Below are 25,855 nucleotides of genomic sequence, written 5' to 3'. Positions count from 1 at the left end.
CAAGTCACTGGATTGGGATACGCCACAATCCTAAATGTGGGAGGGGGCTTGCCCCAATGCCAGTCAGTTAAGAGCTAGAGCAGACAACTAGTGAGCTGTGGCCCGATGAGGGAGTGTCAGTCAGCACATCTGTGACTGACTCACCGCCATCGGGAGCAAGCCCCCTCCCACATTTGGACCGAGCCGGGTGCAGGCTATTTCTTTTTCTTTTTGTCGTGCTTATCGGTTTTAGCGAACGCATCCTCCAGCGCCCGGTTGATGGTGCGCAACACCTTGACCCGCGCCCAGCGCTTGTCATTGGCTTCTACCAGGGTCCAGGGCGCCACCTCGGTGCTGGTGCGATCAACCATGTCGCCCACCGCCGCGCGGTAGTCGTCCCATTTGTCGCGGTTGCGCCAATCATCTTCAGTGATCTTGAAGCGCTTGAACGGGATTTCCTCGCGGGCCTGGAAGCGCTCCAGTTGGGTGTCCTTGTCGATGGCCAGCCAGAACTTGACCACGATCACCCTCGCATCGCGCAATTGCTCTTCGAAGTCATTGATCTCGCCATAGGCGCGCATCCAGTCCGCCGGGGTGCAAAAGCCTTCGATGCGTTCCACCAGCACGCGGCCGTACCAGGAGCGGTCGAACACGGTGAACATGCCACGCGCCGGGATCTTCTGCCAGAACCGCCATAGATAAGGCTGGGCGCGTTCGTCTTCACTGGGCGCGGCAATCGGCACGATGTGGTACTGGCGCGGGTCCAGTGCTGCCGCCACACGACGGATCGCCCCGCCCTTGCCGGCTGCGTCGTTGCCTTCGAATACGCTCACCAGCGCGTGTTTGCGCATGCGTTTGTCGCGCATCAGGCCAGAGAAGCGCGCCTGCTCGGTGATCAGCTGTTCTTCGTAATCGTCCTTGTCCAGGCGCAGGGTCATGTCCAGGCTGTCGAGCAGGCTCTTCTGGTCAACCGAGGCAAGCAACGGCGCCGGGTTCATGCCGCTGGCCTTGACCTTGGCCTGTTTCAAGGCACTTTGCAGTCCATCCAGCAGGATCTTGCCCACGGTCAGCCCACGGTAATGGGGGTCGACGCCTTCGATCACATGCCACGGCGCGTAATCGCGGCTGGTGCGGCGCAGCACACGCTCACCGAAATGCACGAACTTGTCGTAGGTCTCGGACTGCTGCCAATCCAGCGGGCTGATGCGCCAGCTGTGCAGCGGGTCGTCGGCCAGGGCCTTGAGGCGCGCCTTCATCTGTTTTTTGGACAGGTGGAACCAGAACTTGAAGATCAGCGCACCTTCATCGCAGAGCATTTTTTCCAGACGTTCGGCGCCGGCGATGGCCTGGTCCAGGCGCGCATCCTTGATCTGCCCATGCACCCGGCCTTGCAGCATCTGGCTGTACCAGTTACCGAAAAAGATGCCCATGCGACCCTTGGCCGGCAGTTGCCGCCAATAGCGCCAGGCCGGCGGGCGCGCCAGTTCTTCGTCGGTCTGCTGGTCGAAGGTGCGCACTTCGATCAGGCGCGGGTCCATCCATTCATTGAGCAGCTTGACGGTTTCGCCCTTGCCCGCGCCTTCGATGCCATTGATCAGGATGATCACCGGGAAGCGCTTCTGCTGCTGCAACTCGTACTGCACCTCCAACAAGGCTTCACGCAGGGCCGGCACTTCGGCGTCATAGGCGTCTTTGTCGATGGCGTGACCGATTTCGGCGGATTCGAACATGGGCAGCTCCGTTTCAAGATGGCTCAAGACTAGCGGATTGGGCACCACGGCAGGCAAGGAATTTCACTCGGCTTGCCGTGGATCAATCACCGCGGCTACGGTTAATACCCAGGAACGTGACATAGGCCCAGGTCCTGATGCTTCAACATCTGCTGTGTCAGGCGCTCCATCACTGCGGTTATTGCCTGCCGTCGCGGTGCGCGCAGGGCTTCCATTTGTTTGAAATACTCCCCGTCAGTAAGGTCCTGGCGATTCTCAAAAAGTGTTTGCTGCTGCGTATCGAAGGGCTCAGTCACCGATAGGAACTCAGCAGGAAACTGCTGTTTGAGATGGGTTTTCCAGAACGTCAACTGGGTAATAAAACGCAAAAAGGCAGGCGACAGCTCAGCTGTTCGCACCTGGGCTTGCGCCATCGCCAAATCGCTGCTGGGCACCTCGAAAAACGAGTCATAGACCATATGTTTGGGCTGCCCCGGCAGTTGCAGGTCCTTGGCCAACCCGATCCGAAATGCCAGGTTGATTTCCAGCGGATCCGAGGAGGCTTTTTCAACCGCGTATGTCGCCGCAATTTTCTCCAGCTCGCTGAGGCGAAACAAACCTCGACTCAAGTTCAACAGCGCCCCGGAGTTGCTCTGTGCACGACCCGCCTGCAGCGTTGCCTTCTCGACTTCCTTGAGAACCTCAATCTGGCTGAACATCTGCGCCGCCCCATCCTCACAACCAGTCGGATGGGCTGCCAGTTGGAAGACCTGCTCGCGCAGCCCGACATTGTCATGGGTCGCCTGCAATACGTCCCAGACACGTTGCGTCATATCCTCGCGCACACGGCGACTGTCAGCAGCACTGGTCAATTCAGCCAGCAACAGGAACAACTCTGTCGACTCCGGATCATCCCGCAGGTTGGCCCAGACGCTACGCTTGTTGGCATCGCGGGCAGCCACCTCGTCCGGCAACCACCGCGCCCTGGCCTTCAGTTCGCTCATACGAGGCTGATCGTCGTCTACATACCCCATACCAATACCCACGTCAGCGCGGTAACGCTCGAGTGCCTCTACTGTCGTGTCGGATAGCGGATTGCCGCCCAAGTCGATCGACTGGCTGAAAATGCGCGGCACCGTGAACAACCACTCGGGCAGCACGGTGATCAGGTTATCGCGCAGATCCACCTGCTCCAAGTGGGCCAACCGCCCGATGCCCGACGGCAGGTCGACGAGTCTGCTGTCCCGCAGCAACAGCGTGTGCAAGTCACGCATCCTGCTGACATCCACCAGCTTATCCAGTGGGTTATGGCTCAGGTCCAGCAGGCGCAGCGTATTCAGATCAGCCAGTTTCAGCTGGGTATGCTCGGTCAGTGCAAGACGGTTATGGGGCATCGACAAGCTTTCGAGGTCGAGCATCCGCGAGAATATTTCCGGCAAGCGCGTCAGGCGGTTACGGTCCAGCGCCAGATGCCGAATGCCTTTGAAACACTTGAGGAAATACGCGACGTCATCGCCCAATCGCATGTTCTTGAGTGACACCTGACGGACATGGTCGAAACGAATGTCGGCAGGCAGCGTCGGCAACGATCCGACGCGCATTCCGTCCAGGTTCAAACTGGCAACCGACATCTGATGTTCATCCAGAGCAAAGCTTTGACGCCGCCAACAGGCTTCAATGCGCTCAGCCACCTGCTCTCGGCTGGTACGAATGTCACTCAGGCCCGGCTGTTTATCCATGCCCTGGGTATCGGTCTTCCAGTGTTTGAGCAGCGCTCGCAGATGAGTAAGCTCTGCCTTCAAACGCTTTACCGCCCTGGCCCGGGAAAGATGGTCAGCACCCAAGGCCATCAGCAGCGAAGACACTTGTGCAGTGCTGAACAAGGGGTACAAACGCTTCACCTTGCGCACCAGCGCGCGAGGGTGCGCCAATGGCCCCGTCGGCGAATCAGCCATTTCACAGGGCATCGCGTCCAGCACCGGCTCGCTGCCCCTGCTGGAAAAAGCCTCGGCGGCCAGCTCCCGTTCCCCCTTGGCCTGGGAAGCGCTCATGTAGCGCAGGCGCCAGAGATTGTTGGCCTCGTTGAGCGGCAACCCCATTGCTACGCGCTGACTGTCGGTCAGCGCGCACTCAATCGCCTGAAACAAGCCGTCCGGTCCGGAGTAAGGCCCACCTAGACTCAGGCCGTTGTCGTCGAACGTTGCAAACCCAGCGTCCGAGCTGACCACTATTCGTCGCGCACCGGCGCCATTGCTCGCGCCCAGGGCCAATAAGTCACCCTGTGGCGAACCCTGGCGCAACTCAAGCCGCACCTCCCTGCCCCACCCTGCCAGATGCGGCATCGACCGAACCGCCACACACGCCGTATCCAGGCTGGCCAGCTCAGGCTGCTCAAACCCCATCAGGGCGCGGTCCAGGCGTTGCTCCCCGAGGGCACGCTGGACCGACTCGGCCAATGCCATGGGGATACGTTGATTATCGCGCAGGGTCTCGCGCTGCACCGTTGAGGTCTGGGCCATCAATTCGCGCATCAGCGTACAGGGCAGTTGCGGATAGGTACGCCTGAGCAACGCCCATTCGGGCGGTACAGGTCCGTCATGGGCCTGATACAACTGCTCGAACAACGGCCTGCAGTCAGCCTTGAGGTGTGCGAGCAACTGACGCTCCAATACGCCGCGCTCCTGATCAGCAGCAACCCCCTCTCCAAGCAGGCCGATTTTTTGTGCCTCGTCCAGCTCGGACAACAGCACATCAAACACTTTGCCCTCACGAAGCATCTGCTCAGTGAGCGTCAAACGCAGGCCTACATTGTCAAACGGCCCACCGGTGGGGTAACGCGCCTTGACGCGGCCCTGTGCATCCAGCACCTCAAAATAGCGCCCCACCGGCCACCCGTCTAACAAGGGCAGGGCATGCATCTGCAAGGTCAAGTTTTCTACACTGGGGGACGCACCGCTTTCCAACTGCCAGATCAGATCACGAATGGACTGGTCCAGCTTGAAACGCTCATACAAATCACGAAAACGTGCGGGAAAGGGCAGGCACTCTTCGGCCTGATAGACGCCCCATTCATGGGGCATATCCATAATGGCCTTGATCTGCACAAGCTTCCTGGGATGCAGCGAAGCACCTGGGCCTGCCGGGTTCAGGCGTGAAAAGAGATACTCCTGATCCTCCCATTCGTCGGGCGTTTCGAACGCAAAACGCCAGCGTCCTTCGCCGTTGTGCAGCAACAGCGGGCGATAAGCCGTCTGCCGCAGCGGGTGACTGGCCCGCCATCGATCCAGTTTCGAGTCAAACGCAACCCGATGTACGCAATCATTGACCTTGACGTATGAATGCCCTCCGACTTTGTAAATTCCCGTAGCGTCCGCAACCTCGTCGTCGACAAGACGCTGATCATGGAAGTACGGCGTGACATTTGCCCGCCACAGCCGCAGATTGCCATCTGTGGGGCGTACCACTTCAAACTGGCGAAAAAAGTTATCCAGGTTAAGACCGCTGCGTTTCATCGCCGGACCGACAACCTTGCTCCCCGCCGCGAACAGCACCATCGAGGTGATGTTTTGCGCTACCGCTGCCAACTGCTTGAACGCCTCTTCTTTATCGCCACGGCGCCAGTCCTCAATGCCCTCATACAGCTCGCCGAGCATCTGGCCCACCGCCACGCCAGTCATCAATAGTCCCAACTCCGGCACAACAAACCCGGCGAGGTTGAGCACTGTCAAACCGGCATCCAGGTACGCTTGCAAGCGCTGCTCGCGGGCCACCTCATCCACGTCGGCCACCGGTACCGCCAGGGTCCGCGCGTCGGCTTGGAGTTTGGCGGCGTAAGTTGCGAAAAAATGCCCCGCCAGGCTAACCGTAATGGGGTTTGCCTCCAGCGCCCCCAAGGTACGGGATTGATCGAAATGGCTGAAGAAGCCGACCCGGTCATCCTGGCTCAGGTACCGGGTAAAGAAACTACGATAAGCCGGCACTTCAAGCTTGCGCTTGAGGTAGACCTGAAAGTCATCAAACGAGGAATACTCGAACAATGGCCGCTCCGGCTCATTGGGCATGTACACCACACAGGGTTCTTGCGGGTATTGCGCAACCGAGCGGCCGGAGAACACCAGGATGCTCCACAGGCAACTGCCCTGTACATTCAGCCATTGCCAAGTGACGGGGCGCCATTCAAACAAAATCCCTGCCGCCTGAGCCTGAGACGCTGTCAGCTTGCGGTCCAGCAATTTGCACAACACCTCGTAGACACCTTGGGAAATATCTGCGCGCATCAGGGCAATGTGGGCGTCGATTTTCATATCCAGGGTTTTCATCTGGCCGATATCGGTTGCGACATCATTGAGGTTGGGCTGATCACTCCCCAGCTTGAATACTTCACTGATGTGCTGCTGATACAGGCCACCCAGATCCAGGGCACGGCACCCCTGTGCAAACTCCAGGGGGGTTATGCCAATGACCCCGCGAGCGGCAGCCCCCAAGCGCAGCAGCGAGCCCGTCGGAAAGTGCTGCGCTCGCACTTCATCCTCGGAAAAATTCTGCATCGCCACATGCAGGAGACTGTCCTGCACCAGCCTCACCGTTTTCACATATTTCAATGGCAAGACTTCTTTCTCGTACTCGTTTACAGCACGCACCAAAAGATCTTTTTTCGGATCCACGGTCAGTTGCCATCGGGTCTGACAGTAAGCCTTGAGCCGCTCACTGCAAAACTCATCCAGTGCTTGCAAAGGCTTCAATTGCTCGGCGACAACTGCCTGGGCATCTGCAACCCGTGCGGCATCTCTGGTCAGTGCGTCCAACACGCCAGGCGGTGCGTTGACCATCCAGCCCGGCAGTTGCTTTTGCAACACCTGGGCCTTGTCCAAATCACCCGTCATTTCCAGTAAGGCGGATTGCAGTTGCCGCTGGGTCAATTGGTTCAGTTTGCTGTTCAAATCGTCCTGCGGGCGCATCAGCAATGTCCTTTATTGCCTATAAATCAAGCTATTACGATACCGCAGCAACTTGCACAGAATTAACGCTGATAGTTGATGGATTGCAGGCCGGACGCAGCAGCTATTTCCATGCAAAACCTATGGGGCTACCACCTGGAATCGGCCCTGCGCGCCGCGATCGGCTAGAATGGCCGCCTTGTCTTTGCCTGCTGTATGTCTATGAGCCGCCCATGACCCCCATCACCCACGCCCAGCTCGACTGGGATGACCAAGGTCGCCCGCATTCGCGGGTGTTCGACGACGTGTACTTCTCCGACCAGTCGGGCCTTGCAGAAACCCGCTATGTGTTCCTGGAGCAGAACCGCTTGCAGGAGCGCTTTGCTGGCTTGCCAGCGGGCGGGCGGCTGGTGATCGGCGAAACCGGCTTCGGCACGGGTTTGAATTTTCTCTGCGCCTGGCAATTGTTTGAGCAACACGCACCGGCCGGCGCGCGCCTGCACTTTGTCAGCGTGGAAAAATATCCGCTGAGCCATGCCGACCTGCAACGCGCCCTCGCCCTCTGGCCTGAACTGCAACCCTTGGCCGAACAACTCTTGGCGCAATACATCGCCATTCACCAAGGCTTCCAACGCCTGGTACTGGATAACGGCCGCGTGGTCCTGACCCTGTTGATCGGCGATGCTCTGGAGCAATTGCCGCAACTGGATGCGCAGATCGACGCCTGGTTTCTGGACGGTTTCGCCCCGGCGAAAAACCCCGATATGTGGACCGCCGAACTGTTCGCTGAACTGGCGCGCCTGGCCGCTCCGGGCTCGACCATCAGCACCTTTACCAGCACCGGCTGGGTACGGCGCCTGATCAACGCCGCGGGCTTCAAGATGAAGCGCACGCCGGGCATCGGGCATAAGTGGGAGATCCTGCGTGGAGAGTTTCTCGGCTGGCCCGACGAGACGCCGCCGCCCGCAAAAAGCAAACCCTGGTTCGCTCGCCCCCCAGCCATCGACGGTGAACGCCACGCCATGGTTATTGGGGGTGGCCTGGCCGGTTGCGCAACGGCTGCCAGCCTGGCCGCCCGCGGTTGGCGCGTCAGCTTGCTGGAACGCCATGCCGGCCTGGCGCAGGAAGCCTCGGGCAACCCTCAGGGCGTGCTGTACCTCAAGCTGTCGGCCCATGGCACCGCATTGTCCCAACTGATACTCAGCGGTTTCGGCCACACCCGCCGCCTGCTGGAGCACTTGCACCGTGGCGTGGATTGGGATGGCTGTGGTGTGTTGCAACTGGCGTTCGACGCCAAGGAAGGCCAGCGCCAGGCCCAACTCGCCGACGCCTTCGCACCGAGCCTGCTGCACCTGCTCGACCGCGAGCAGGCGCAACAACAGGCTGGAATCCAACTGGCCCACGGCGGCCTGTTTTTCCCCGAGGGCGGCTGGGTGCATCCACCCGCACTGTGCCAGTGGCAGGCGACGCATCCGCTGATTGAGGTGCTCAGCCACCATGAGGCGCTTGAGCTGGACCGGCGAGACGACCAGTGGCACGCCCGCGCAGGCGATCGCGTGCTGGCCAGCGCCAGCGTGGTGGTGCTCGCCGGGGCGGCCGAGATCAAGCGTTTCCCCTTGAGCGCAGACATGCCGCTCAAGCGTATTCGCGGGCAGATCACCCGGCTCGCACAAACCCCGGCCAGTGAGGCCCTTACTACTGTGGTCTGTGCCGAGGGTTACGTCGCACCAGCCCGCCTTGGTGAACATACCCTGGGCGCCAGTTTTGACTTCAACAACCAAGACCTCACACCCACGCTCGCTGAACACACCGGCAACCTGGAGATGCTGCGCGAGATCTCCACAGACCTGCTGCAGCGCCTGGGCGCCGACCGCCTGGCGGCCGAACAGTTGGAAGGGCGTGCTGCGTTTCGCTGCACCAGCCCCGATTACCTGCCGATCGTCGGGCCGCTGGCCGACCATGAAGCGTTCCAGCAGGCTTATGCCGTGCTGGGCAAAGACGCCCGGCAAGTACCGGATACGCCGTGCCCCTGGCTGCCCGGGCTGTACCTCAACAGTGGCCATGGCTCCCGCGGCCTGATCACCGCACCACTGTGCGGCGAACTCCTGGCCGCCTGGCTGAATGGCGAACCGCTGCCGGTACCGGCCAGCGTGGCCGCGGCTTGCCACCCCAACCGGTTTACCCTGCGCGCTCTGGTTCGAGGCCAGGCCGCAGCCCGTAAAGAGCGGGATTGATGGCTAGGCGGCCATCTGCCTTATAACTTATCGGTCTAAAACTCCACGCATAGCACTGGGTCAGTTTCTGGGTACGCGCCGTTTGGCGCATTGAGTATTGACCCCTCCCCAACGGAAAAACCGGTAAGGAACTTATGTGTGGATTAGCTGGCGAGTTACGCTTTGATCATCAACCTGCCGACCTGGCAGCCGTAGAACGCATCACTCATCACCTCGCCCCCCGTGGCCCCGACGCATGGGGCTTCCACGCCCAAGGGCCGATTGCCCTGGGCCACCGCCGCCTGAAAATCATGGACCTGTCGGACGGCTCCGCGCAGCCGATGGTTGACGCCCAACTGGGATTGTCCCTGGCGTTCAATGGCGCGATCTATAACTTCCCGGAACTACGAGAAGAGCTGGAAGCCCTGGGCTACGCCTTCTATTCCGGCGGTGATACCGAAGTGCTGCTCAAGGGCTACCACGCCTGGGGCGAAGCACTGCTGCCCAAGCTCAACGGCATGTTTGCCTTCGCCATCTGGGAACGTGACGCCCAACGTCTGTTCATCGCCCGTGACCGCTTGGGCGTAAAACCTTTGTACCTGTCGCGCACCGGCCAGCGCCTGCGTTTTGCCTCGGCGTTACCGGCGTTGCTCAAGGGCGGCGACATCAACCCGATCCTCGATCCGGTCGCTCTCAACCACTACCTGAATTTCCACGCCGTGGTCCCCGCGCCGCGCACGCTGTTGGCGGGCATTGAAAAGCTGCCGCCCGCCAGCTGGATGCGCATCGACGCAAGCGGCAAGACCGAACAGAAAACCTGGTGGACCCTGCCGTACGGGCCCCATGAGGACGAAAAACACCTGACGCTGGAAGACTGGACCGACCGCGTGCTCGACAGCACCCGCGAAGCCGTGGCCATCCGCCAACGCGCCGCCGTGGATGTGGGCGTGCTGCTCTCCGGTGGCGTCGACTCGAGCATGCTCGTCGGCCTGCTGCGTGAAGTCGGTGTGCAGGACCTGTCCACGTTCTCCATCGGTTTTGAAGACGCCGGTGGCGAGCGCGGCGACGAATTCCAGTACTCGGACCTGATCGCCAAGCATTACGGAACTCGCCATCACCAACTGCGCATCGCCGAAAGCGAGATCATCGAGCAACTGCCGGCGGCGTTCCGCGCCATGAGCGAGCCGATGGTCAGCCATGACTGCATCGCGTTCTACCTGTTGTCGCGGGAAGTCGCCAAGCATTGCAAGGTGGTGCAGAGCGGCCAGGGCGCCGACGAATTGTTCGCCGGTTACCACTGGTACCCGCAGGTGGATGGCGCAAGCGACCCGTATGCCGCGTACCGCGAGGCGTTTTTCGACCGCAGCTACGATGACTACGCGGCCACCGTCGCACCGAAATGGCTGACCGCCAACGACGCTGCCGGCGACTTTGTGCGCGAACATTTTGCCATGCCGGGCGCGGAAGCCGCCGTAGACAAGGCCCTGCGCCTGGACAGCACGGTGATGCTGGTGGACGACCCAGTCAAACGCGTCGACAACATGACCATGGCCTGGGGCCTGGAAGCCCGGACACCGTTCCTCGACTACCGCCTGGTAGAACTCTCGGCCCGCGTACCGGGCAAGTTCAAACTGCCCGATGGCGGCAAACAGGTGCTCAAAGAGGCCGCGCGCCGGGTGATCCCCAGCGAAGTCATCGACCGTAAAAAAGGTTACTTCCCGGTCCCCGGCCTCAAGCATTTACAAGGCGACACCCTGAACTGGGTGCGCGAGTTGCTGCTGGACCCGAGCCAGGACCGTGGCCTGTTCAACCCGGCCATGCTCGATCGCCTGCTGACGGACCCTCAGGGTCAACTGACCCCATTGCGCGGCTCCAAGCTGTGGCAACTGGCGGCGCTGAACCTGTGGCTCAGCGAACAAGGAATCTGATCCATGAAACCTAACGCCGCGGCGTATAGCCAACGCTTGATCAAAGGCCAGGCGCCGACCTACGAGCGCCTGCAGGCCCGGCTTGCCGAAGACGGCAGCCCGCAAGGTCCCGAACCGATTGCCGTGCATTGCGGTTGGGGGCGCTTGTTGATCGGGCATACGTTTCCCGACCCTGCCAGCCTTGCCCTGGAGCTGCTCAACGAACAGCCCGGCGAACGTGATATCGCTCTGTATGTGGCCGCGCCCCAGCAAATCCTCGGGATCGACCCGCAGCAGTTATTCCTCGACCCGTCAGACACCTTGCGCCTGTGGTTCAGTGACTACCGCCCCGCCACCCGTGTGTTTCGCGGTTTTCGGATCCGTCGGGTACAGAGCGAAGCCGACTGGCACGCCGTCAACTTGCTGTATCAGGGCCGCGGCATGTTGCCCGTCGACGTCGAACGCCTCACACCGCGCCATCAAGGCGGCCCGGTGTATTGGCTGGCGGAAGACGAAGACAGCGGCGCCGTGATCGGCAGCGTGATGGGCCTCAACCATCAGAAAGCCTTTCACGACCCGGAAAACGGTTGCAGCCTGTGGTGCCTGGCGGTAGACCCACAGTGCACCCGCCCCGGCGTGGGTGAAGTGCTGGTGCGCCACCTGGTGGAACACTTCATGAGCCGTGGCTTGAGCTACCTGGACCTGTCGGTGCTGCACGATAACCGCCAGGCCAAGAGCCTTTACGCCAAGCTGGGTTTTCGCGCACTGACCACCTTTGCGATCAAGCACAAGAACGGCATTAACCAGCCGCTGTTTCTCGGCCCGGGGCCGCAGGCGGGGTTCAATCCGTATGCGCGAATCATTGTCGAAGAAGCCCATCGGCGCGGTATCGATGTGCAGGTGGATGACGCCGATGCCGGCCTGTTCACCCTCAGCCACGGCGGGCGCCGCGTGCGGTGCCGCGAGTCGCTGAGCGATTTGACCAGCGCCATCAGCATGACCCTTTGCCAGGACAAGAGCCTGACCCACAAGGTGCTCAAGGCCGCTGGCCTGAAGTTGCCTGCGCAACAGTTGGCAGGCAGTGCCGACGACAACCTGGAGTTTCTGGACGAGCACCAGCGCGTGGTGGTCAAGCCGTTGGATGGCGAACAAGGCCAGGGCGTGGCGGTGGACCTGCGAACGATCGAGGAGGTGCAGCAAGCCATCGAGACGGCACGCCAGTTCGACAGCCGCGTACTGCTCGAAAGCTTTCACGAGGGCCTGGACCTGCGCATCCTGGTGATCGGTTTTGAAGTGGTCGCTGCCGCAATTCGCCGCCCCGCCGAAGTGATCGGCGACGGTCAGCATTCGATTCGCGCATTGATCCAGGCGCAAAGCCGACGTCGTCAGGCCGCCACCGATGGCGAAAGCAAGATCCCCCTGGACGGCGAGACCGAGCGCACGCTCAAGGCCGCCGGCTACGACTACGACAGCATCTTGCCCCGCGGCCAGACCCTGGCCGTGCGGCGCACCGCCAACCTGCATACCGGCGGTTGTCTGGAGGACGTCACCGCCATCCTGCACCCGACGCTGGTGGACGCCGCCGTGCGCGCCGCCCGTGCCCTGGATATTCCCATGGTCGGCCTGGACCTGATGGTGCCGGCGGCCGACCAACCGGAGTACGTGTTTATCGAAGCCAACGAACGGGCCGGGCTGGCCAACCATGAACCGCAACCAACTGCAGAGAAGTTTGTGGATTTGTTGTTTCCACACAGTCAACCGGCCGCTTGAGGCTTGTGTTGAATGTGAAACCGCTATCGGGGGCAAGCCCCCTCCCACATTTTCCTGTGTTCACACATCAAGGGTGGGAGGGGGCTTGCCCCCGATGAGGCCGGCACTGGCAACGAATCTCTCAACCCTATCATCGAAACCATCGATGCCCTCAACTCATCAGGAGTTTCCATGACCAGAACCATCCCAGAACCCGATCTCGCCTACCTGCAAAAAGTGCTGCTGGAGATGCTCGCCATTCCCAGCCCCACCGGATTTACCGACACCATCGTGCGCTACGTCGCCGAACGCCTGGAAGAACTTGGCATCCCGTTTGAAATGACCCGGCGCGGCACTATTCGCGCCACCCTCAAGGGCCAGAAAAACAGCCCTGACCGTGCCGTCTCTGCGCACCTGGACACCATCGGCGCCGCCGTGCGAGCGATCAAGGACAACGGCCGCCTGACCCTGGCACCGGTGGGCTGCTGGTCAAGCCGCTTTGCCGAAGGCAGCCGGGTCAGCCTGTTCACCGATAACGGTGTCATCCGCGGCAGCGTATTGCCGTTGATGGCGTCCGGGCATGCGTTCAACACCGCCGTGGATGAAATGCCGGTCAGTTGGGACCATGTGGAACTGCGCCTGGACGCCTACTGCGCCACTCGTGCCGACTGTGACTCCCTAGGCATCAGCGTCGGTGACTATGTAGCGTTCGACCCACTGCCGGAGTTCACCGAAAGCGGGCATATCAGCGCCCGTCACCTGGACGACAAAGCTGGGGTCGCCGCCCTGCTCGCCGCGCTCAAGGCAATCGTCGACAGTGGCGAACCGCTGCTGATCGACTGCCACCCGCTGTTCACCATCACCGAGGAAACCGGCAGTGGCGCAGCGGCCGCCCTGCCCTGGGATGTCAGCGAGTTTGTCGGCATCGACATCGCCCCGGTCGCCCCGGGCCAGCACTCCAGCGAACACGCGGTGAGCGTGGCGATGCAGGACTCCGGCGGGCCGTACGACTATCACCTGTCGCGGCACTTGCTGCGCCTGGCCGCCGATAACGACTTGCCGGTGCGCCGCGATCTGTTCCGCTATTACTTCAGCGATGCGCACTCAGCGGTCACCGCCGGCCATGACATTCGCACCGCCCTGCTGGCCTTCGGTTGCGATGCCACCCACGGCTACGAGCGTACCCATATCGACAGCCTGGCCGCCCTGAGTCGCTTGCTGGGCGCCTATATCCTCAGCCCGCCGGTCTTTGCCAGCGATGCACAACCGGCCCAGGGTTCCCTGGATCGGTTCAGTCATCAGATCGAGCATGAAACGCAAATGGAGAGCGACACCCGCGTGCCGTCGGTGGACAGCCTGGTCGGAAACAAGTCCTGACGCTGGCGACAGCTGCTACTGGCAACATAGGTCCCGGCGCAGTAGCATCGCCGGGACCTGACACCTGAGGCTTGTATGCTGATTCCCTACGATGCACTTGAAGTCGACACCCTGACCCGCCTCATCGAAGACTTCGTCACCCGCGACGGCACCGACAATGGCGACGACACGCCGCTGGAAACGCGTGTGCTGCGCGTACGCCAGGCACTGACCAAGGGCCAGGCGCTGATCGTCTTCGACCCCGAGAGCGAGCAATGCCAACTGATGCTCAAGCACGATGTACCCAAGCATCTGTTCGACTGAAAACCCCGCCTAAGGATTGGGTACCGACACGGGATGCGTGACGGGCCCCTGGCGTTCGCGGATCTTCTGGTAAACCTCGGCGCGGTGCACATTGACGCCCACGGGGGCTTCGATACCGAATTTCACGTGGGTGCCGTTCACTTCGAGAATATAGACGGTGATGTCATCGCCAATAGCGATGGCTTCGCCTATGGTGCGGCTTAAGACCAGCATGGCGTGTGTCCTTTTCAAGTAGCAGGACCTGGACCATGCGCCCTTGGAAATGGACCGGCAATGGCTTGCTGGAAAATCAGGCATTACCTACACAGGTAGGTAATTTGCCTGACAGACTCCATCCAAATCAGCCCTTAACGACCTGCGCCTTCGCGCGCATCTTGTCGGCCATCAGCGTCATTTCGTCATACAGCAACTGCGGGTTTTTCTGCTTCAGGGCCCAGGCCATGCGCCCTTGCTCATGGGGCAGGATCATGAATTCACCCGCGGCCACGCGCTGGTAGATGTAATCGGCGATATCGGTCGCCGAAATAGGTGAACTTTCAAGCAACTTGCCCACCTGCGCCTTCATGGCCGGGGTCGGCCCACGGAAGGAGTCGAGCAGGTTGGTCTGGAAAAACGATGGGCACACCACGTGCACGCCCACTTCCTGCTGCTTGAGCTCGACCAGCAGGCTTTCCGACAACGCCACTACGCCGGCCTTGGCCACGTTGTAGTTGCTCATGGCCGGCCCCTGCATCAATGCAGCCATCGACGCGATGTTGATGATCCGGCCCTTGCTCTTCTCCAACAGCGGCAGGAACGCCTTGCAGCCCTTGACCACGCCCATCAGATTGATTGCGATCTGCCAGTCCCAATCCTCCAGGGACAGTTCGGCGAAGAACCCACCCGAGGCCACGCCTGCGTTGTTGACGATCACATCAATGCCGCCGAGCTTGACCTCGCACGCCTGGGCAAACGCGGTGAGCTGGCTGTAGTCGCGCACGTCGCAGCGTTGGATAAACCCTTCACCCCCCGCCTCGCGCACAAGTTTGAGGGTCTCCTGCAAACCGGGCTCACTGACATCCGACAACGCCAACTGCCAGCCCTCACTGGCCCAGCGCAGAGCGATTTCACGACCCAGGCCGGACCCGGCGCCAGTGATCATCATGCGATTTTGCATAGGAAGTAGCCTTGTGGTTTACCGAAGAAGTGACCGGCAGTGTAGCGAAGGTTTTTCCCGCACCCACGCACCATCAGATTGATGAATGCCCCAGGCAAACCGTGGGCCGGGTCGCAGGCACGCATATAGCCCAAGTTCAATTTTTTTCAACTGATTAGTTCAAGTTGCGCACGGGTTAAAAGAAATAAGCAACTAATCAAAATGTTTTAGAAAAACAATGAATTTTCTGCGAAGTGCATGAGTCGGAATGGTTAAGACGTCCCGATGCACATGGACGAGATAACGGTCAAACAGCCGGTTTTTGCACAGAACCTATAAGGAATAAAACCATGAGCCTCATTCTAATCATTATCCTGATCCTTCTATTGGTCGGCGGCCTGCCAGTGTTCCCGCACTCGCGTAACTGGGGTTATGGACCGTCGGGTATCCTGGGTGTGGTGCTGGTCGTCCTGCTGGTGCTGTTGTTGCTCGGCAAGATATAAAAGCCGGGACAAAAAAAGAGGCCTCGATCGAGGCCTCTTTTTTATTGCCGGTCAGTTAGTCCGGCTTACCATCTACAACACCTGCGGTGTTATCCAGCAGGCTCTTGGTAGCGGTCTGCAGGAACGACTCAAGTTTCTGCTTGAGCGCAGCTTCGTCCGGCGACTCAGGGATCACCTTGCCAGTCGGTTCGGCGCCCAGGGTGTATTCCCACAACTTGGGTGGCATTTCCTTGGGCAATACCAGTACGCGGTCAGCGGTAAGCAAGGCCACGGTCTGGTCGCTGCCCGATGGCTTGATCACGCCGAAGCCCTTGTCGCCTTCCGGCAGGTTCAACAGGTCACGCCCCCAGCACTGGTGCAACGTGTCGCCACCCAGGCGGCCCATGATGGTCGGCACGATGTCGATCTGGGTGCCCACGGTGTGGTCACGTACGCCGAACTTTTCCTGCATGCCAGGTGCGATCATCAGCATCGGCACGTTGAAGCGGCCCAGGTCCATTTCAGTGATCTGTTGCTCGTTGCCGAAACCGTGGTCGCCCACAATCACGAACAGCGTTTCCTTGAAGTACGGCTCCTTGCGGGCCTTTTCAAAGAACTGGCCCAAGGCCCAGTCAGAGTAGCGCATGGCCGTCAAATGCTCGTTGAGGCTGCCACGGTCGGTGACTTTTTCAACCGGCAATGGCGTCGGCAACGCGTACGGGGTGTGGTTGGACAAGGTTTGCAGCAATGCGTAGAACGGCTTGCCGCCTTCACGGGCTTTGAGTTCCTCCAGGCCACGGTTGAACATGTCCTGGTCGGACACGCCCCATGTCGGGTCGGAGAACACCGGGTCGACAAAGTCATTACGGCCGATGAAGTTGGTCATGCCCTGGTTGCTGAAGAAGCCCGACTGGTTGTCCCAGGCGAAATCGCCGTTGTAGACATACACATCGTCGAAATCACGCGCACTGAGCAACTGCGGCAGGCCCGACAACTTGTGGCTGCCTTCCGGGGTCTGCATCAGGTATTCGAAGCCCGGCAGGTTCGGGAAGCAGGCCATGGTGGCGAACATACCCTGGTGGGTGTGGGTACCGTTGGAGAAGAAGCGGTCGAACAGCAAGCCTTCCTTGGTCAGCTTGTCGAAGTACGGCGTGATATTGCCCGGACGGCCCAATGCGCCCACCGAGTGACCGGCAAAGCTTTCCATCAGGATCACTACGACGTTCTTGATCGGCAGGGTTTTCTCGGCCGGCGGCGTGAAATCACGGCGCACGGCAGCGGTGTCGGTATCCACCAGTTTTTCGCTCGGCAACACCAGCATGTCGCGCACGGTCTGGGTGGCCAGCGGTTGTTCGAGGGTGGCTTTCCAGATGTTGGCACGGTCTTCACCGAACCGCGCCTTGGCCGCCGCGATCAGCGACAGGGTGCCATTGAGGCCCAACTGGTTGGCGAAGTTCGAATCGGTGGTGTAGACATCCCCCCAACGCAATGGCGGGCCCTGACGCAGGGTGCCGCGAATGGCGACCACGGCGACCAGCAGGCAAACCACGAATACAGCGATGCGGCTGTACCACGGAGCCACCTGGCGCGTGCTGATCGTACCGCCGCTGAACGGGCCACGCGGGCGCGTTGCACGGTCGGCGCCCTTGAAGGCCATGCTCAGGATCAGCGTGCCCACGGCCCAGGCCAGCAGGTAGCGCACCACCGGGAAACCGTACCAGAGCATGCTCATCACGGTTTTCGGGTCTTCCTTCACATACTGGAAGACCAGGCCGTTGAGGCGCTGGTGGAATTCACGGTAGAAGTCCATTTCCATCAGCCCCAGGAACAAGGCGATGCTGGACACGACGGTCAGCCACAAACGGAAGAAACCCCGTGCCGCCATGGCCCGTACACTGAACAACGCCAGCAGCAACGGGATCAGCAGGTACATCACCAAGCGGATATCCAGGCGCAGGCCATTGGCGAACGCTTCCAGGAACGTCGAGGCCGGCGTGTCCAGGATCATCTCGCGGTTGTAGACCAGCAACGCCAGGCGCAGCAGGGAGAACATCACCATCATGACCAGTGCGCAGAGCAGCGTGTACGCCAGATGGGATTTGACGGTCGGTTGCAGCAGGCGATTTGAAGCTCGCTGCTGATTCAGGGCGTCCGGGTTTGCCATGTCGTTTTAGGACCCATTGGAAGTTTAAGTTGCGAAATAATGCAGTGGCGTCCGCCCTCGCCCAGGCTGGCTGGGGTAAGCGGTTTACGCGGTGGCACAAATGGTGCCCGATCAAGGCCGGCAAGGCTATTAATTACTGAACGTGCAACCTTGTCGTGTCTTTAAAGGCCCCAGGGATAGAGCCTTGGCAGGCGAATAAAGCCGGCGAATTGTCTTGGATGGAATGTGAAAATTCTGTACAGCGAATATTTCGATACACAAATTTTTCGAACAAATGTGGGAGGGGGCTTGCTCCCGATAGCGGTGTGTCAGTGAGCTTATTTGTCACTGATCCACCGCTATCGGGAGCAAGCCCCCTCCCACATTGACTGCGCCGACTCCAGGAGGAGTGAGGCGCTCAGATCCGCACGTTACCGCGTGGCCCAGCGATAGCCCAGATAATCAGACCCAGTACCGGCAACAGCAGGATCAACAGGATCCACAGCACTTTGGCGCCCGTACTTGCGCCGCTTTTGAACACGTTGATGATCGCCCAGATATCCAGCGCGAGGATGATCAGGCCAATCAGGCCGTTGAAAGTGGAACCCATGGTGTCGCTCCTAAGTGAGGGCATGCACTTGTAGGATAGTCAGCCTTGGCGGGGGTTCCGTTTTAATTTCAGACGTGCACGGCGATCTTCAATGCCTCAAGCGACGGCTCAGCCTTGATGCCGACTTCAGCGCACAGTTGCAGCACGCGCGGCAGGTCGTTGCCGAACACCAATACCGCCTGGATCTCATCATCGAGCAACTGACTGAAGTTCATCAGCACATAACCGCCGTCTTCCGGGCTCAAGGCGCTCATCTGAATCTGGATGCGGTTCAACGCGGTCAGGTCTTCAGTCTTGGTCAATTGCTTGGGCTTGAGATTGAACGCCACGCCCGGACCAAACGAGGCGACGATCTGCGCGAACAGGTCGCCGTAGGTATCAGCCTGAAACAACACCGTGTCGGGCAGGCTGCCGACCACCACCCACTCCCCCAGCGGTATCGGGAAGCTGTCGTCGTAGTTGATATCCGGGTTAGCCGCCAGGAAAGCGGCCGGGTCTGCGTAGGCTTGCGCCGCTTCGTCGGCGATACGTGCCACCTCGTCCTCAGCCATGACGCCGGCGCTGATTTTGCTGATGAGTTCGACGAGGGCGGTTTTCATGGGCGATCCTGTAGCGGGCGGGTTTTCGAGGGCGCGTAGCCTACACCAGTTTCTGCAACTGCGCCGCCGTATCCACCGCGCCCATGGTCTGTGCCGCAGCCAGTGCCGTGGCACCTTGAGCGTCGGTAGCCTTGGGATTGGCGCCTTGACCGAGCAGGTATTCGACCATTTCAACGCGGTTGAACATCGCCGCCATCATCAACGCCGTACGCCCGTCCGATGAGGCCGCCTCAACCGGCGTACCGCCTTCGATCAGGGCCCTAACCACCGGCAGGTTGCCTTTGAACGCCGCGCCGGCAATCGGCAACTGGTTCTTGTCATTGGCGATCAAGGGGTCGGCCTTGAATTCCAGCAGTACTTTTACCGCCTCGGCGTGTCCGTGGTAGGCCGCGAGCATCAACAAGGTGTCGCCATTGTGGTTACGAAAGTTGGCTGGCAAGCCCTTGGTCAACAACGCAGCGAGCATGGCTGCATCGCCGCGGCGGGCCACGTCGAAGACCTGCTCGGCAAATTCGGCGGCTTCGTCTTCGGTCATTTGTTTAGGCTGATCTGACATGGGGGCTCCTTGCTGAGGCGGCTTGTGTAACTGAATAAGGCGCCCAGTGTCGCGATGGAGTTCCCCCCTGTCATGGCTTTTTTGTCAAAAGCCGCCATAGCCAGAATCAATAACGAAAGTGCCCGCCCTGGATCTGCGCCAATAATTGCCCGGTAACCGGCACGTAGCTCTGCGAACCTGGCAGCCAGGCGTACACCGGGTCATTGCCGGCCTTGGCCGGGTCGAATGCTTCCTCTTTGAGTTTCATTTTCTGGTACTTGAAGGTGCCGGTGGTTTCCATTTTTACCTTGATCCGCAGGAACAGCGGCACCGCATAGTGCGGCAACTGGCCGTGGGCAAATTGCAGCAGTTCGCGCATGTCCAGGGCAGCCAGAGACTCACTCGGGGTGATGGCGACCATGCCAGCACGGCCATTGGTGTTCGCGATCTCGACACCATAAGCCACCACTTCGGCGATTTGCGGGTGTTGCAGCAGCACGTTTTCCACTTCGGTGGTCGAGACGTTTTCACCCTTCCATCGGTAGGTGTCCCCCAGGCGATCGACAAATTGCGCATGACCGAAGCCGATGCTGCGCACCAGGTCGCCAGTATTGAAATACCGGTCGCCCTTCTCGAACACGTCGCTGATCACCACTTTGCGATTTTTTTGCGGGTCGGTGTAGCCATCGAACGGTGACTTTTCATCGATCTTCGCCAGCAACAAGCCCTGCCCGCCCGTTGAGACCTTGTGCATGAACCCATCACTGCCGCGCAACGGTTCACCTGTGTCAGGGGCGTAATCCACCAATGCCCAATGCTGCAGGCAAAAGCCGATGGTGTTGTCAAAATTCAGCACGTTGGTAAAACCGATATTGCCGTCACTGGCCGCATACAGTTCGCAAATATGCTCCACCTCATAGCGCTGTTTGAACTGCGCCCATACACCGGGGCGCAGGCCATTGCCGACCATCTTGGTCACGCGGTTATCGCGATCCTGTTCGCTGGAGGGCTGGTCGAGCAAATAGCGGCATAACTCACCGACATAGCCGAGGGTGGTTGCGTTGAACTTGCGCGCATCCTCCCAGAACTGGCTGGCGCTGAACTTGCGCCGAATGGCGAAGCCGGACGCGCCGATAATGGCCGAGCCCCAGCACACGCACAAACCGGTGCCGTGGTACAGCGGCAAGGTGCAATAGAGAACGTCGTGCGGTGCCATGTCCAGGGCAATCCTGCCGAAGCTCACAGCGGTTTTGGTCCAGCGCCCATGCTTCATGATGCCGGCCTTGGGCAAGCCGGTGGTGCCGGAGGTGTAGATATAGAAGCAGGGATCGTTGTAGGAAATCTGCGCGCAGATCGCAAGGTTGTCCACCGGGTGCCCGGCACTGGCCGCCATCAGGTCGATGTAGCCCTCAGGAACTGCGCCATCGGGTTGATCCGCCACAAACCAAGTGCGCTCGGCCGGGATCTGCACCTGATCGCGCACCGCTGCGTAGGCGCTCAGCAACTCTGCCCCCACCACAATGGCAACCGGGTCGACCAGCGTCAGGCTGTGCACCAGCGTCCCCTGGGTTTGCGACGTATTGAGCATGGCGCAGACGCCGCCCAGCTTGGCCACGGCCAACACGTTGAGCAGCAACTCGGGGCGATTTTCAATTAACAGCGCTACCACGTCGCCTTTGCGAATGCCTTGGTCATGCAGGTGATGGGCGATGCGATTGGCCTGCTGATTGGCGTCGCGATAGCTGATCACCTGCTCAGCGTAAAGCAGCGCGGCACCGTCAGGATTGCGCAAGGTCGCTTGCTCGAAATGCCAGCCCAGACCGCAGGGTTGCCTGGGGTCGGTGACGTTGGCCGCACGCATGCCGCGTACCACACGCGGGAGCGCCCGAACGATGGCAGGCACCTTTCGCAGCATCATGCCCCAGGTAATCATGTCGTTTTGCCGATGGCTCATGGCGGGACTTCCTTTTTCTTATTTTTGGTCGAGTCCAGATACCTGACGAGCTTGTAAGCACTCGCCAATGCGTTACAGGAAAATACGTCAGCCCTTCTTGGGCTGTACACGCGGGATTTGAAAAGTTTTGTATCCCAAAGGGCAGTCGCCGCAGGCAACGGAATTTTCCGGCAAAAAAGGCGGTCAATAGCTGTAAGGCAAGCCCGACACCTTCGCAAAGGCGCCGACTAAATAACGCAAAATGCAGGATGCACGATGGCCTTTCATGCAAATTGCACGAAAATGAAAATTCGATTATTTTATAAGTATCTGATTTTTAAAGACTTTTTTCTTTAAGCAATACTGGCACAATCACTGCACCTATCACTCCATGCTTGCCAACTTGAGCCAATGGAGCTGATAGACATGAGCCTGATCCAAGATAAATTCGCTTCGGTATTCTCCAACTACGACGTCACCACCCAGCCACGTCCTGACGGTGGGATCCTGTTGACCCTGCGCAACAGCGAAGGCAAACAGGTCAAGCGCTCGATCTCGTACCAGCAATTGCACACCGCCGATCAATTGACCTGGGTGATCAGCGCCATTCGCCGTGACCTGGCCGAACAAGCCAGCGAGCTGCCGCAGATTTCCATGCTGCAAAGCCAGAACCGCTTTGCGCTGCCGACCTACCATTCGGCATAAGCGACAGACATGAAAAGGGCCGCGACGCCGTTGAGCGTCGCGGCCCTTTTTTGTGCCTTCAGCACAAGCCTTGGCGAGTGGCTTCGTTTTTCGCCTGTACCCGGTTGGTCACGTCCAGCTTGCCGTAGATATTGCGCAGATGAAACTTCACCGCCGCTTCGGAGGTGCCGCGAATCTGGCTGATCTCCCAGATGGTCTTGCCCTCGGAAGCCCACCGCAGGATTTCCAGCTCCGTCGGGGTCAGGGGCTTGCCGGACAAGTTCAGGCGTTTTCTGATAGCCGTCGGCACGCTATCGATGGGGGCACACGTCTGCTCTGGGCTGCTCATCACTCTCTCCTTATATCTGCTGATGCGGCACCGCCTTTCGGACTCCTCCTATTGACAGATGACATAAACATTGGCGCCGCACAGAGAGTTACATAACCAGCGGAGTGAAAGCGTACAACACAGAACAAACAGCTTCGCCCTACGAATATTCAGGCGTTTTCCCACAACAAGTTCCAACTTGCCCGGGTTGAACATTTAGATATTTATGCTTAGTCGTCCAGCCCTGGAAAACGCGCGGCAATGTTATCTGCGCTGAACGTCGGCACCTCGCCCTGGGCGGTGTTGAACAAACGCAGCGCCACCAAGTGCGGGTTCTCGCCGATGTCGAGCCAGTGCGACATACCCGCCGGGATAACCAACAGGTCATTTTTCTCGGCGCGCACGCCGTATACATAATCACCCACATGCAGCATGAACAGGCCTTGGCCGGCGATAAAGAAATACGCGTTATCTTCACGGCAGGTGCGCTCTACCAGGAAGGGGTCACGCAATTCGTGCTTCTGGGGATGGTCGCCCATCACGCTGATCACCTTCGCCGTGGCATAGCCGCGCGCATCGATCTGTGGACGGTACGCCGCGATCATTTGCGCGTCACTGGCGCCTTTCTCGATAACGCTGGGCTGCCAACGTTCAAAGCCTATGCGGTGTTCGGCCAGGGTCGACTGGATGTCGTCGAAATGGGTCAGCACCTTGTTGGGTGTGTCCGCGGTGGCGATGTGGTAAACGGCTACGTAACTCATTGCACGGTTCCTTGATTCGGCTCTTGCAATCGAAGGCCAATGATAATGGCGGCGGCCAGCGCAGCGACGCTGGCGATACTGAACGTCAGGGTCGGGCCCAGCAGGTTCCAGCTATAACCGGAATACAGGGCGCCGAGGGCACCGCCAGTACCGGCCAAGGCAGCGTACAGGGCTTGGCCCTGGCCTTGCTGACGGTCGCCGAAGCTGCGCTGCACAAAGGCAATCGCCGCCGCGTGAAAACTGCCGAATGTGGCTGCGTGCAGGAGCTGCGCCAACAGCAACACCCAGAAAAATTCGGCAAAGGAGCCCAGCAGCAACCAGCGCAGCGCCGCCAGCACAAAGCTGGCCAGCAGCACCCGGCGCACCGAAAAACGCGCCAGGATACGGCTCATGGCCAGGAACATCAGGACCTCCGCCACCACCCCCAGGGCCCACAACATCCCGATCACGCCACGGCTGTAGCCCAAGTGTTCCAGGTGCAGGGTGAGGAAGGTGTAATACGGGCCATGGCTCATTTGCATCAATGCCACGCAGGCATAGAACGCCAGCACCCCGGGGCTGCGCAATTGCTTGAGGAAACCGTCACCGGCCAAGCGATTGCCATGGCTGGCAGGCTGGGCATTGGGCACCCACAGGCTGGCGCCGATGATGCCGGCCATGATCACTACCACCACGACCGGGTAGATATCCAGGCTCAGCCAGTCGAACAGCCGCCCCATGATCACTACAGTGAGGATAAAGCCGATGGAACCCCACAGACGGATCTGGCTGTAGCGCGAGGTTTGCTTGTGCAGATGGGCCAGGGTGATGACCTCAAACTGCGGCAGCACCGCGTGCCAGAAAAATGCGTGCAGGGCCATGACCATCGCCAGCCAGGCGTAGGTCTTACTGACGAAGATCAGGCAGAAACTGGCCAGGGTACAGGCCGCGCCAAATCGCACAATGGCCAGGCGCCGGCCGGTGAAGTCGCCGATCCAGCCCCACAGGTTAGGCGCCACGCAGCGCATCAGCATGGGGATGGCCACCAGTTCGCCGATACGCGCGCTGGAAAAGCCCAGGTGATCGAAGTACAACGCCAGGAACGGCGCCGTCGCCCCGAGCAGGGCGAAGTAGAACAGGTAAAAGCTGGAAAGGCGCCAGTATGGGAGCGGTGGGGTCATTTTATTGGGGCTGCTTCGCAGCCCGGCGCGAGCAAGCTCGCTCGCCACAACAAGCGCACTCACCCTGGCAAGCTCGCTTGCCGGCGGCGATCACAGTTGGCCCAGTACCGGCGTGGTCACGCGCACATCGGCATTTTGCCCACGGTTGCGCAGCAGGTGGTCCATCAACACGATGGCCATCATGGCTTCGGCAATCGGTGTGGCGCGGATGCCGACGCACGGGTCATGACGGCCCTTGGTGATCACGTCCACCGGGTTGCCGTGTACATCGATCGAACGGCCCGGTGTGGTAATGCTTGAGGTCGCCTTGAGCGCCAGGTGCGCAACAATCGGTTGGCCGGAGGAAATACCGCCAAGGATGCCACCCGCATTGTTGCTGAGGAAACCTTCAGGCGTCAGCTCATCGCGATGTTCGGTTCCGCGCTGGGCAACACAGGCGAAGCCTGCGCCGATTTCCACGCCTTTGACCGCGTTGATGCTCATCAGCGCGTGGGCCAGTTCGGCGTCGAGGCGGTCGAAGATCGGCTCGCCCAGGCCCGGCTTGACGCCTTCGGCCACCACGGTGATCTTGGCACCGACGGAGTCCTGGTCGCGGCGCAACTGGTCCATATAGGCCTCCAGCTCCGGCACCTTGTCCGGGTCGGGACAGAAGAAGGCGTTGTCTTGCACGCTGTCCCAGTTCTTGAACGGGATCTCAATCGGACCCAACTGGCTCATGTAGCCACGGATGACGATGCCTTGGGTGGCCAGGTATTTCTTGGCGATGGCACCGGCGGCCACGCGCATGGCGGTTTCACGCGCCGAGCTGCGGCCACCGCCACGGTAGTCGCGCTCGCCGTATTTATGGTGGTAGGTGTAGTCGGCATGGGACGGACGGAACACATCCTTGATTGCCGAGTAGTCCTTGGACTTCTGGTCGGTGTTGCGAATCAACAAGCCAATGGCGCAGCCGGTGGTGCGGCCCTCGAACACCCCGGAAAGGATTTCGACTTCGTCCGGCTCCTGGCGCTGGGTGGTGTGGCGGCTGGTGCCGGGCTTGCGGCGGTCGAGGTCACGCTGCAGGTCGTCCAGGGACAGCTCAAGGCCTGGTGGGCAGCCGTCGACAATGGCGACCAACGCCGGGCCATGGCTTTCGCCCGCGGTGGTGACAGTGAACAGCTTGCCGAAGGTATTGCCGGACATGCAGGGCGCTCCGTGAAATCAGTTGAATCAAGTCAACCGTAATAACTTAAGGCGGCCAGTATACGCAGGCTAACCGACTAGTTCATCCTCGAAACCTTACCGGTAGACATTGGTCCAACCGGCACCTTA

20 protein-coding genes are annotated in these 25,855 nt (G+C 60.1%); 7 read left to right on the top strand and 13 right to left on the bottom strand.

Annotated features, from left to right (window positions below; translation table 11 throughout):
* Positions 1 to 194 precede the first annotated feature (194 nt).
* The gene (gene pap, locus JH25_RS04120; protein ID WP_032880153.1) at positions 195 to 1,709 is read right to left on the bottom strand and encodes a polyphosphate:AMP phosphotransferase; all 1,515 of its coding nucleotides are present in this window, start codon (positions 1,707 to 1,709) and stop codon (positions 195 to 197) included.
* Positions 1,710 to 1,810: 101 nt separating this feature from the next.
* Positions 1,811 to 6,646 (bottom strand): NEL-type E3 ubiquitin ligase domain-containing protein, encoded by a 4,836-nt coding sequence (locus JH25_RS04125; RefSeq protein WP_032880152.1) that lies wholly within the window; start codon positions 6,644 to 6,646, stop codon positions 1,811 to 1,813.
* A gap of 212 nt (positions 6,647 to 6,858) precedes the next feature.
* On the opposite strand from JH25_RS04125, the gene mnmC reads away from it, so the two are divergent.
* The 5 genes from mnmC (at position 6,859) to JH25_RS04150 (ending at position 14,174) form a co-directional block, all read left to right on the top strand.
* The gene (gene mnmC / locus JH25_RS04130; RefSeq protein WP_032880151.1) at positions 6,859 to 8,859 is read left to right on the top strand and encodes a bifunctional tRNA (5-methylaminomethyl-2-thiouridine)(34)-methyltransferase MnmD/FAD-dependent 5-carboxymethylaminomethyl-2-thiouridine(34) oxidoreductase MnmC; all 2,001 of its coding nucleotides are present in this window, start codon (positions 6,859 to 6,861) and stop codon (positions 8,857 to 8,859) included.
* A gap of 134 nt (positions 8,860 to 8,993) precedes the next feature.
* Positions 8,994 to 10,766: an N-acetylglutaminylglutamine amidotransferase gene (locus JH25_RS04135; protein WP_032880150.1), complete on the top strand. Its 1,773-nt coding sequence runs from the start codon at positions 8,994 to 8,996 to the stop codon at positions 10,764 to 10,766.
* A gap of 3 nt (positions 10,767 to 10,769) precedes the next feature.
* Positions 10,770 to 12,515 (top strand): N-acetylglutaminylglutamine synthetase, encoded by a 1,746-nt coding sequence (ngg, locus tag JH25_RS04140; protein ID WP_032880149.1) that lies wholly within the window; start codon positions 10,770 to 10,772, stop codon positions 12,513 to 12,515.
* Positions 12,516 to 12,686: 171 nt separating this feature from the next.
* On the top strand, positions 12,687 to 13,871 hold the full coding sequence (locus JH25_RS04145; protein ID WP_005789901.1) for an osmoprotectant NAGGN system M42 family peptidase: 1,185 nt from the start codon (positions 12,687 to 12,689) through the stop codon (positions 13,869 to 13,871).
* A 75-nt stretch (positions 13,872 to 13,946) separates the two neighbouring features.
* Positions 13,947 to 14,174: a YheU family protein gene (locus tag JH25_RS04150; protein ID WP_003192759.1), complete on the top strand. Its 228-nt coding sequence runs from the start codon at positions 13,947 to 13,949 to the stop codon at positions 14,172 to 14,174.
* Positions 14,175 to 14,183: 9 nt separating this feature from the next.
* On the opposite strand, the gene csrA is transcribed toward JH25_RS04150, so the two are convergent.
* Together csrA and JH25_RS04160 are read right to left on the bottom strand one after the other, a co-directional pair.
* Positions 14,184 to 14,387 carry a carbon storage regulator CsrA gene (gene csrA, locus JH25_RS04155; RefSeq protein WP_005789902.1) on the bottom strand — a complete coding sequence of 68 codons (204 nt, stop codon included), beginning with the start codon at positions 14,385 to 14,387 and terminating at the stop codon, positions 14,184 to 14,186.
* A gap of 127 nt (positions 14,388 to 14,514) precedes the next feature.
* Positions 14,515 to 15,330 (bottom strand): SDR family oxidoreductase, encoded by an 816-nt coding sequence (locus JH25_RS04160; protein ID WP_032880148.1) that lies wholly within the window; start codon positions 15,328 to 15,330, stop codon positions 14,515 to 14,517.
* A 329-nt stretch (positions 15,331 to 15,659) separates the two neighbouring features.
* Between JH25_RS04160 and JH25_RS28325 the strand changes: the two genes are divergently transcribed.
* Positions 15,660 to 15,812: a DUF3309 family protein gene (locus JH25_RS28325; protein ID WP_003192767.1), complete on the top strand. Its 153-nt coding sequence runs from the start codon at positions 15,660 to 15,662 to the stop codon at positions 15,810 to 15,812.
* A gap of 55 nt (positions 15,813 to 15,867) precedes the next feature.
* Here JH25_RS28325 and JH25_RS04165 read toward each other — a convergent pair whose 3' ends face one another.
* The 5 genes from JH25_RS04165 to JH25_RS04185 form a co-directional block, all read right to left on the bottom strand.
* Positions 15,868 to 17,955: an LTA synthase family protein gene (locus JH25_RS04165; protein ID WP_005789904.1), complete on the bottom strand. Its 2,088-nt coding sequence runs from the start codon at positions 17,953 to 17,955 to the stop codon at positions 15,868 to 15,870.
* 397 nt (positions 17,956 to 18,352) lie between these two features.
* The gene (locus JH25_RS04170; RefSeq protein ID WP_003172956.1) at positions 18,353 to 18,544 is read right to left on the bottom strand and encodes a PLDc N-terminal domain-containing protein; all 192 of its coding nucleotides are present in this window, start codon (positions 18,542 to 18,544) and stop codon (positions 18,353 to 18,355) included.
* Positions 18,545 to 18,612: 68 nt separating this feature from the next.
* Complete coding sequence (locus JH25_RS04175) at positions 18,613 to 19,143, bottom strand: hypothetical protein (RefSeq protein ID WP_005789905.1); 531 nt, start codon at positions 19,141 to 19,143, stop codon at positions 18,613 to 18,615.
* Positions 19,144 to 19,183: 40 nt separating this feature from the next.
* Entirely contained in the window at positions 19,184 to 19,699 is a 516-nt protein-coding gene (locus tag JH25_RS04180) for an ankyrin repeat domain-containing protein (RefSeq protein ID WP_032880147.1), read from the bottom strand.
* A gap of 106 nt (positions 19,700 to 19,805) precedes the next feature.
* A complete protein-coding gene (locus tag JH25_RS04185) occupies positions 19,806 to 21,632 on the bottom strand; it encodes a long-chain-acyl-CoA synthetase (protein ID WP_032880146.1) in 1,827 nt (608 codons plus the stop codon).
* A gap of 405 nt (positions 21,633 to 22,037) precedes the next feature.
* Between JH25_RS04185 and JH25_RS04190 the strand changes: the two genes are divergently transcribed.
* Entirely contained in the window at positions 22,038 to 22,316 is a 279-nt protein-coding gene (locus tag JH25_RS04190; RefSeq protein ID WP_003172952.1) for a DUF3509 domain-containing protein, read from the top strand.
* Positions 22,317 to 22,374: 58 nt separating this feature from the next.
* Here the strand turns inward: JH25_RS04190 and JH25_RS04195 are convergent, their stop codons facing one another.
* The 4 genes from JH25_RS04195 to aroC all read right to left on the bottom strand — a co-directional run bounded on the left by JH25_RS04195 (position 22,375) and on the right by aroC (position 25,726).
* Entirely contained in the window at positions 22,375 to 22,644 is a 270-nt protein-coding gene (locus JH25_RS04195; protein ID WP_032880144.1) for a response regulator transcription factor, read from the bottom strand.
* 209 nt (positions 22,645 to 22,853) lie between these two features.
* Positions 22,854 to 23,384, bottom strand: a complete 531-nt coding sequence (locus JH25_RS04200) for a 1,2-dihydroxy-3-keto-5-methylthiopentene dioxygenase (RefSeq protein ID WP_032880142.1) — start codon at positions 23,382 to 23,384, stop codon at positions 22,854 to 22,856.
* Positions 23,381 to 24,544, bottom strand: a complete 1,164-nt coding sequence (locus JH25_RS04205) for an MFS transporter (protein ID WP_032880141.1) — start codon at positions 24,542 to 24,544, stop codon at positions 23,381 to 23,383. Before JH25_RS04205 ends, JH25_RS04200 begins: the two co-directional genes overlap by 4 nt.
* A 90-nt stretch (positions 24,545 to 24,634) precedes the next feature.
* Positions 24,635 to 25,726 carry a chorismate synthase gene (gene aroC / locus JH25_RS04210; RefSeq protein WP_032880139.1) on the bottom strand — a complete coding sequence of 364 codons (1,092 nt, stop codon included), beginning with the start codon at positions 25,724 to 25,726 and terminating at the stop codon, positions 24,635 to 24,637.
* Positions 25,727 to 25,855: the final 129 nt, after the last annotated feature.

The organism is Pseudomonas sp. BRG-100 (assembly GCF_000737955.1).
GTDB classification, from domain to species: domain Bacteria; phylum Pseudomonadota; class Gammaproteobacteria; order Pseudomonadales; family Pseudomonadaceae; genus Aquipseudomonas; species Aquipseudomonas synxantha_A.
Note: the sequence above shows the minus strand (reverse complement) of the source record. Positions and strands in the feature narration are given on the sequence as shown.

What these genes read in the sequence shown, in the direction of transcription:
- pap (WP_032880153.1), bottom strand. Translation starts at nt 1,709, where the DNA reads ATGTTCGAATCCGCCGAAATCGGTCACGCCATCGACAAAGACGCCTAT.
- JH25_RS04125 (WP_032880152.1), bottom strand. Translation starts at nt 6,646, where the DNA reads ATGCGCCCGCAGGACGATTTGAACAGCAAACTGAACCAATTGACCCAG.
- mnmC (WP_032880151.1), top strand. Translation starts at nt 6,859, where the DNA reads ATGACCCCCATCACCCACGCCCAGCTCGACTGGGATGACCAAGGTCGC.
- JH25_RS04135 (WP_032880150.1), top strand. Translation starts at nt 8,994, where the DNA reads ATGTGTGGATTAGCTGGCGAGTTACGCTTTGATCATCAACCTGCCGAC.
- ngg (WP_032880149.1), top strand. Translation starts at nt 10,770, where the DNA reads ATGAAACCTAACGCCGCGGCGTATAGCCAACGCTTGATCAAAGGCCAG.
- JH25_RS04145 (WP_005789901.1), top strand. Translation starts at nt 12,687, where the DNA reads ATGACCAGAACCATCCCAGAACCCGATCTCGCCTACCTGCAAAAAGTG.
- JH25_RS04150 (WP_003192759.1), top strand. Translation starts at nt 13,947, where the DNA reads ATGCTGATTCCCTACGATGCACTTGAAGTCGACACCCTGACCCGCCTC.
- csrA (WP_005789902.1), bottom strand. Translation starts at nt 14,387, where the DNA reads ATGCTGGTCTTAAGCCGCACCATAGGCGAAGCCATCGCTATTGGCGAT.
- JH25_RS04160 (WP_032880148.1), bottom strand. Translation starts at nt 15,330, where the DNA reads ATGCAAAATCGCATGATGATCACTGGCGCCGGGTCCGGCCTGGGTCGT.
- JH25_RS28325 (WP_003192767.1), top strand. Translation starts at nt 15,660, where the DNA reads ATGAGCCTCATTCTAATCATTATCCTGATCCTTCTATTGGTCGGCGGC.
- JH25_RS04165 (WP_005789904.1), bottom strand. Translation starts at nt 17,955, where the DNA reads ATGGCAAACCCGGACGCCCTGAATCAGCAGCGAGCTTCAAATCGCCTG.
- JH25_RS04170 (WP_003172956.1), bottom strand. Translation starts at nt 18,544, where the DNA reads ATGGGTTCCACTTTCAACGGCCTGATTGGCCTGATCATCCTCGCGCTG.
- JH25_RS04175 (WP_005789905.1), bottom strand. Translation starts at nt 19,143, where the DNA reads ATGAAAACCGCCCTCGTCGAACTCATCAGCAAAATCAGCGCCGGCGTC.
- JH25_RS04180 (WP_032880147.1), bottom strand. Translation starts at nt 19,699, where the DNA reads ATGTCAGATCAGCCTAAACAAATGACCGAAGACGAAGCCGCCGAATTT.
- JH25_RS04185 (WP_032880146.1), bottom strand. Translation starts at nt 21,632, where the DNA reads ATGAGCCATCGGCAAAACGACATGATTACCTGGGGCATGATGCTGCGA.
- JH25_RS04190 (WP_003172952.1), top strand. Translation starts at nt 22,038, where the DNA reads ATGAGCCTGATCCAAGATAAATTCGCTTCGGTATTCTCCAACTACGAC.
- JH25_RS04195 (WP_032880144.1), bottom strand. Translation starts at nt 22,644, where the DNA reads ATGAGCAGCCCAGAGCAGACGTGTGCCCCCATCGATAGCGTGCCGACG.
- JH25_RS04200 (WP_032880142.1), bottom strand. Translation starts at nt 23,384, where the DNA reads ATGAGTTACGTAGCCGTTTACCACATCGCCACCGCGGACACACCCAAC.
- JH25_RS04205 (WP_032880141.1), bottom strand. Translation starts at nt 24,544, where the DNA reads ATGACCCCACCGCTCCCATACTGGCGCCTTTCCAGCTTTTACCTGTTC.
- aroC (WP_032880139.1), bottom strand. Translation starts at nt 25,726, where the DNA reads ATGTCCGGCAATACCTTCGGCAAGCTGTTCACTGTCACCACCGCGGGC.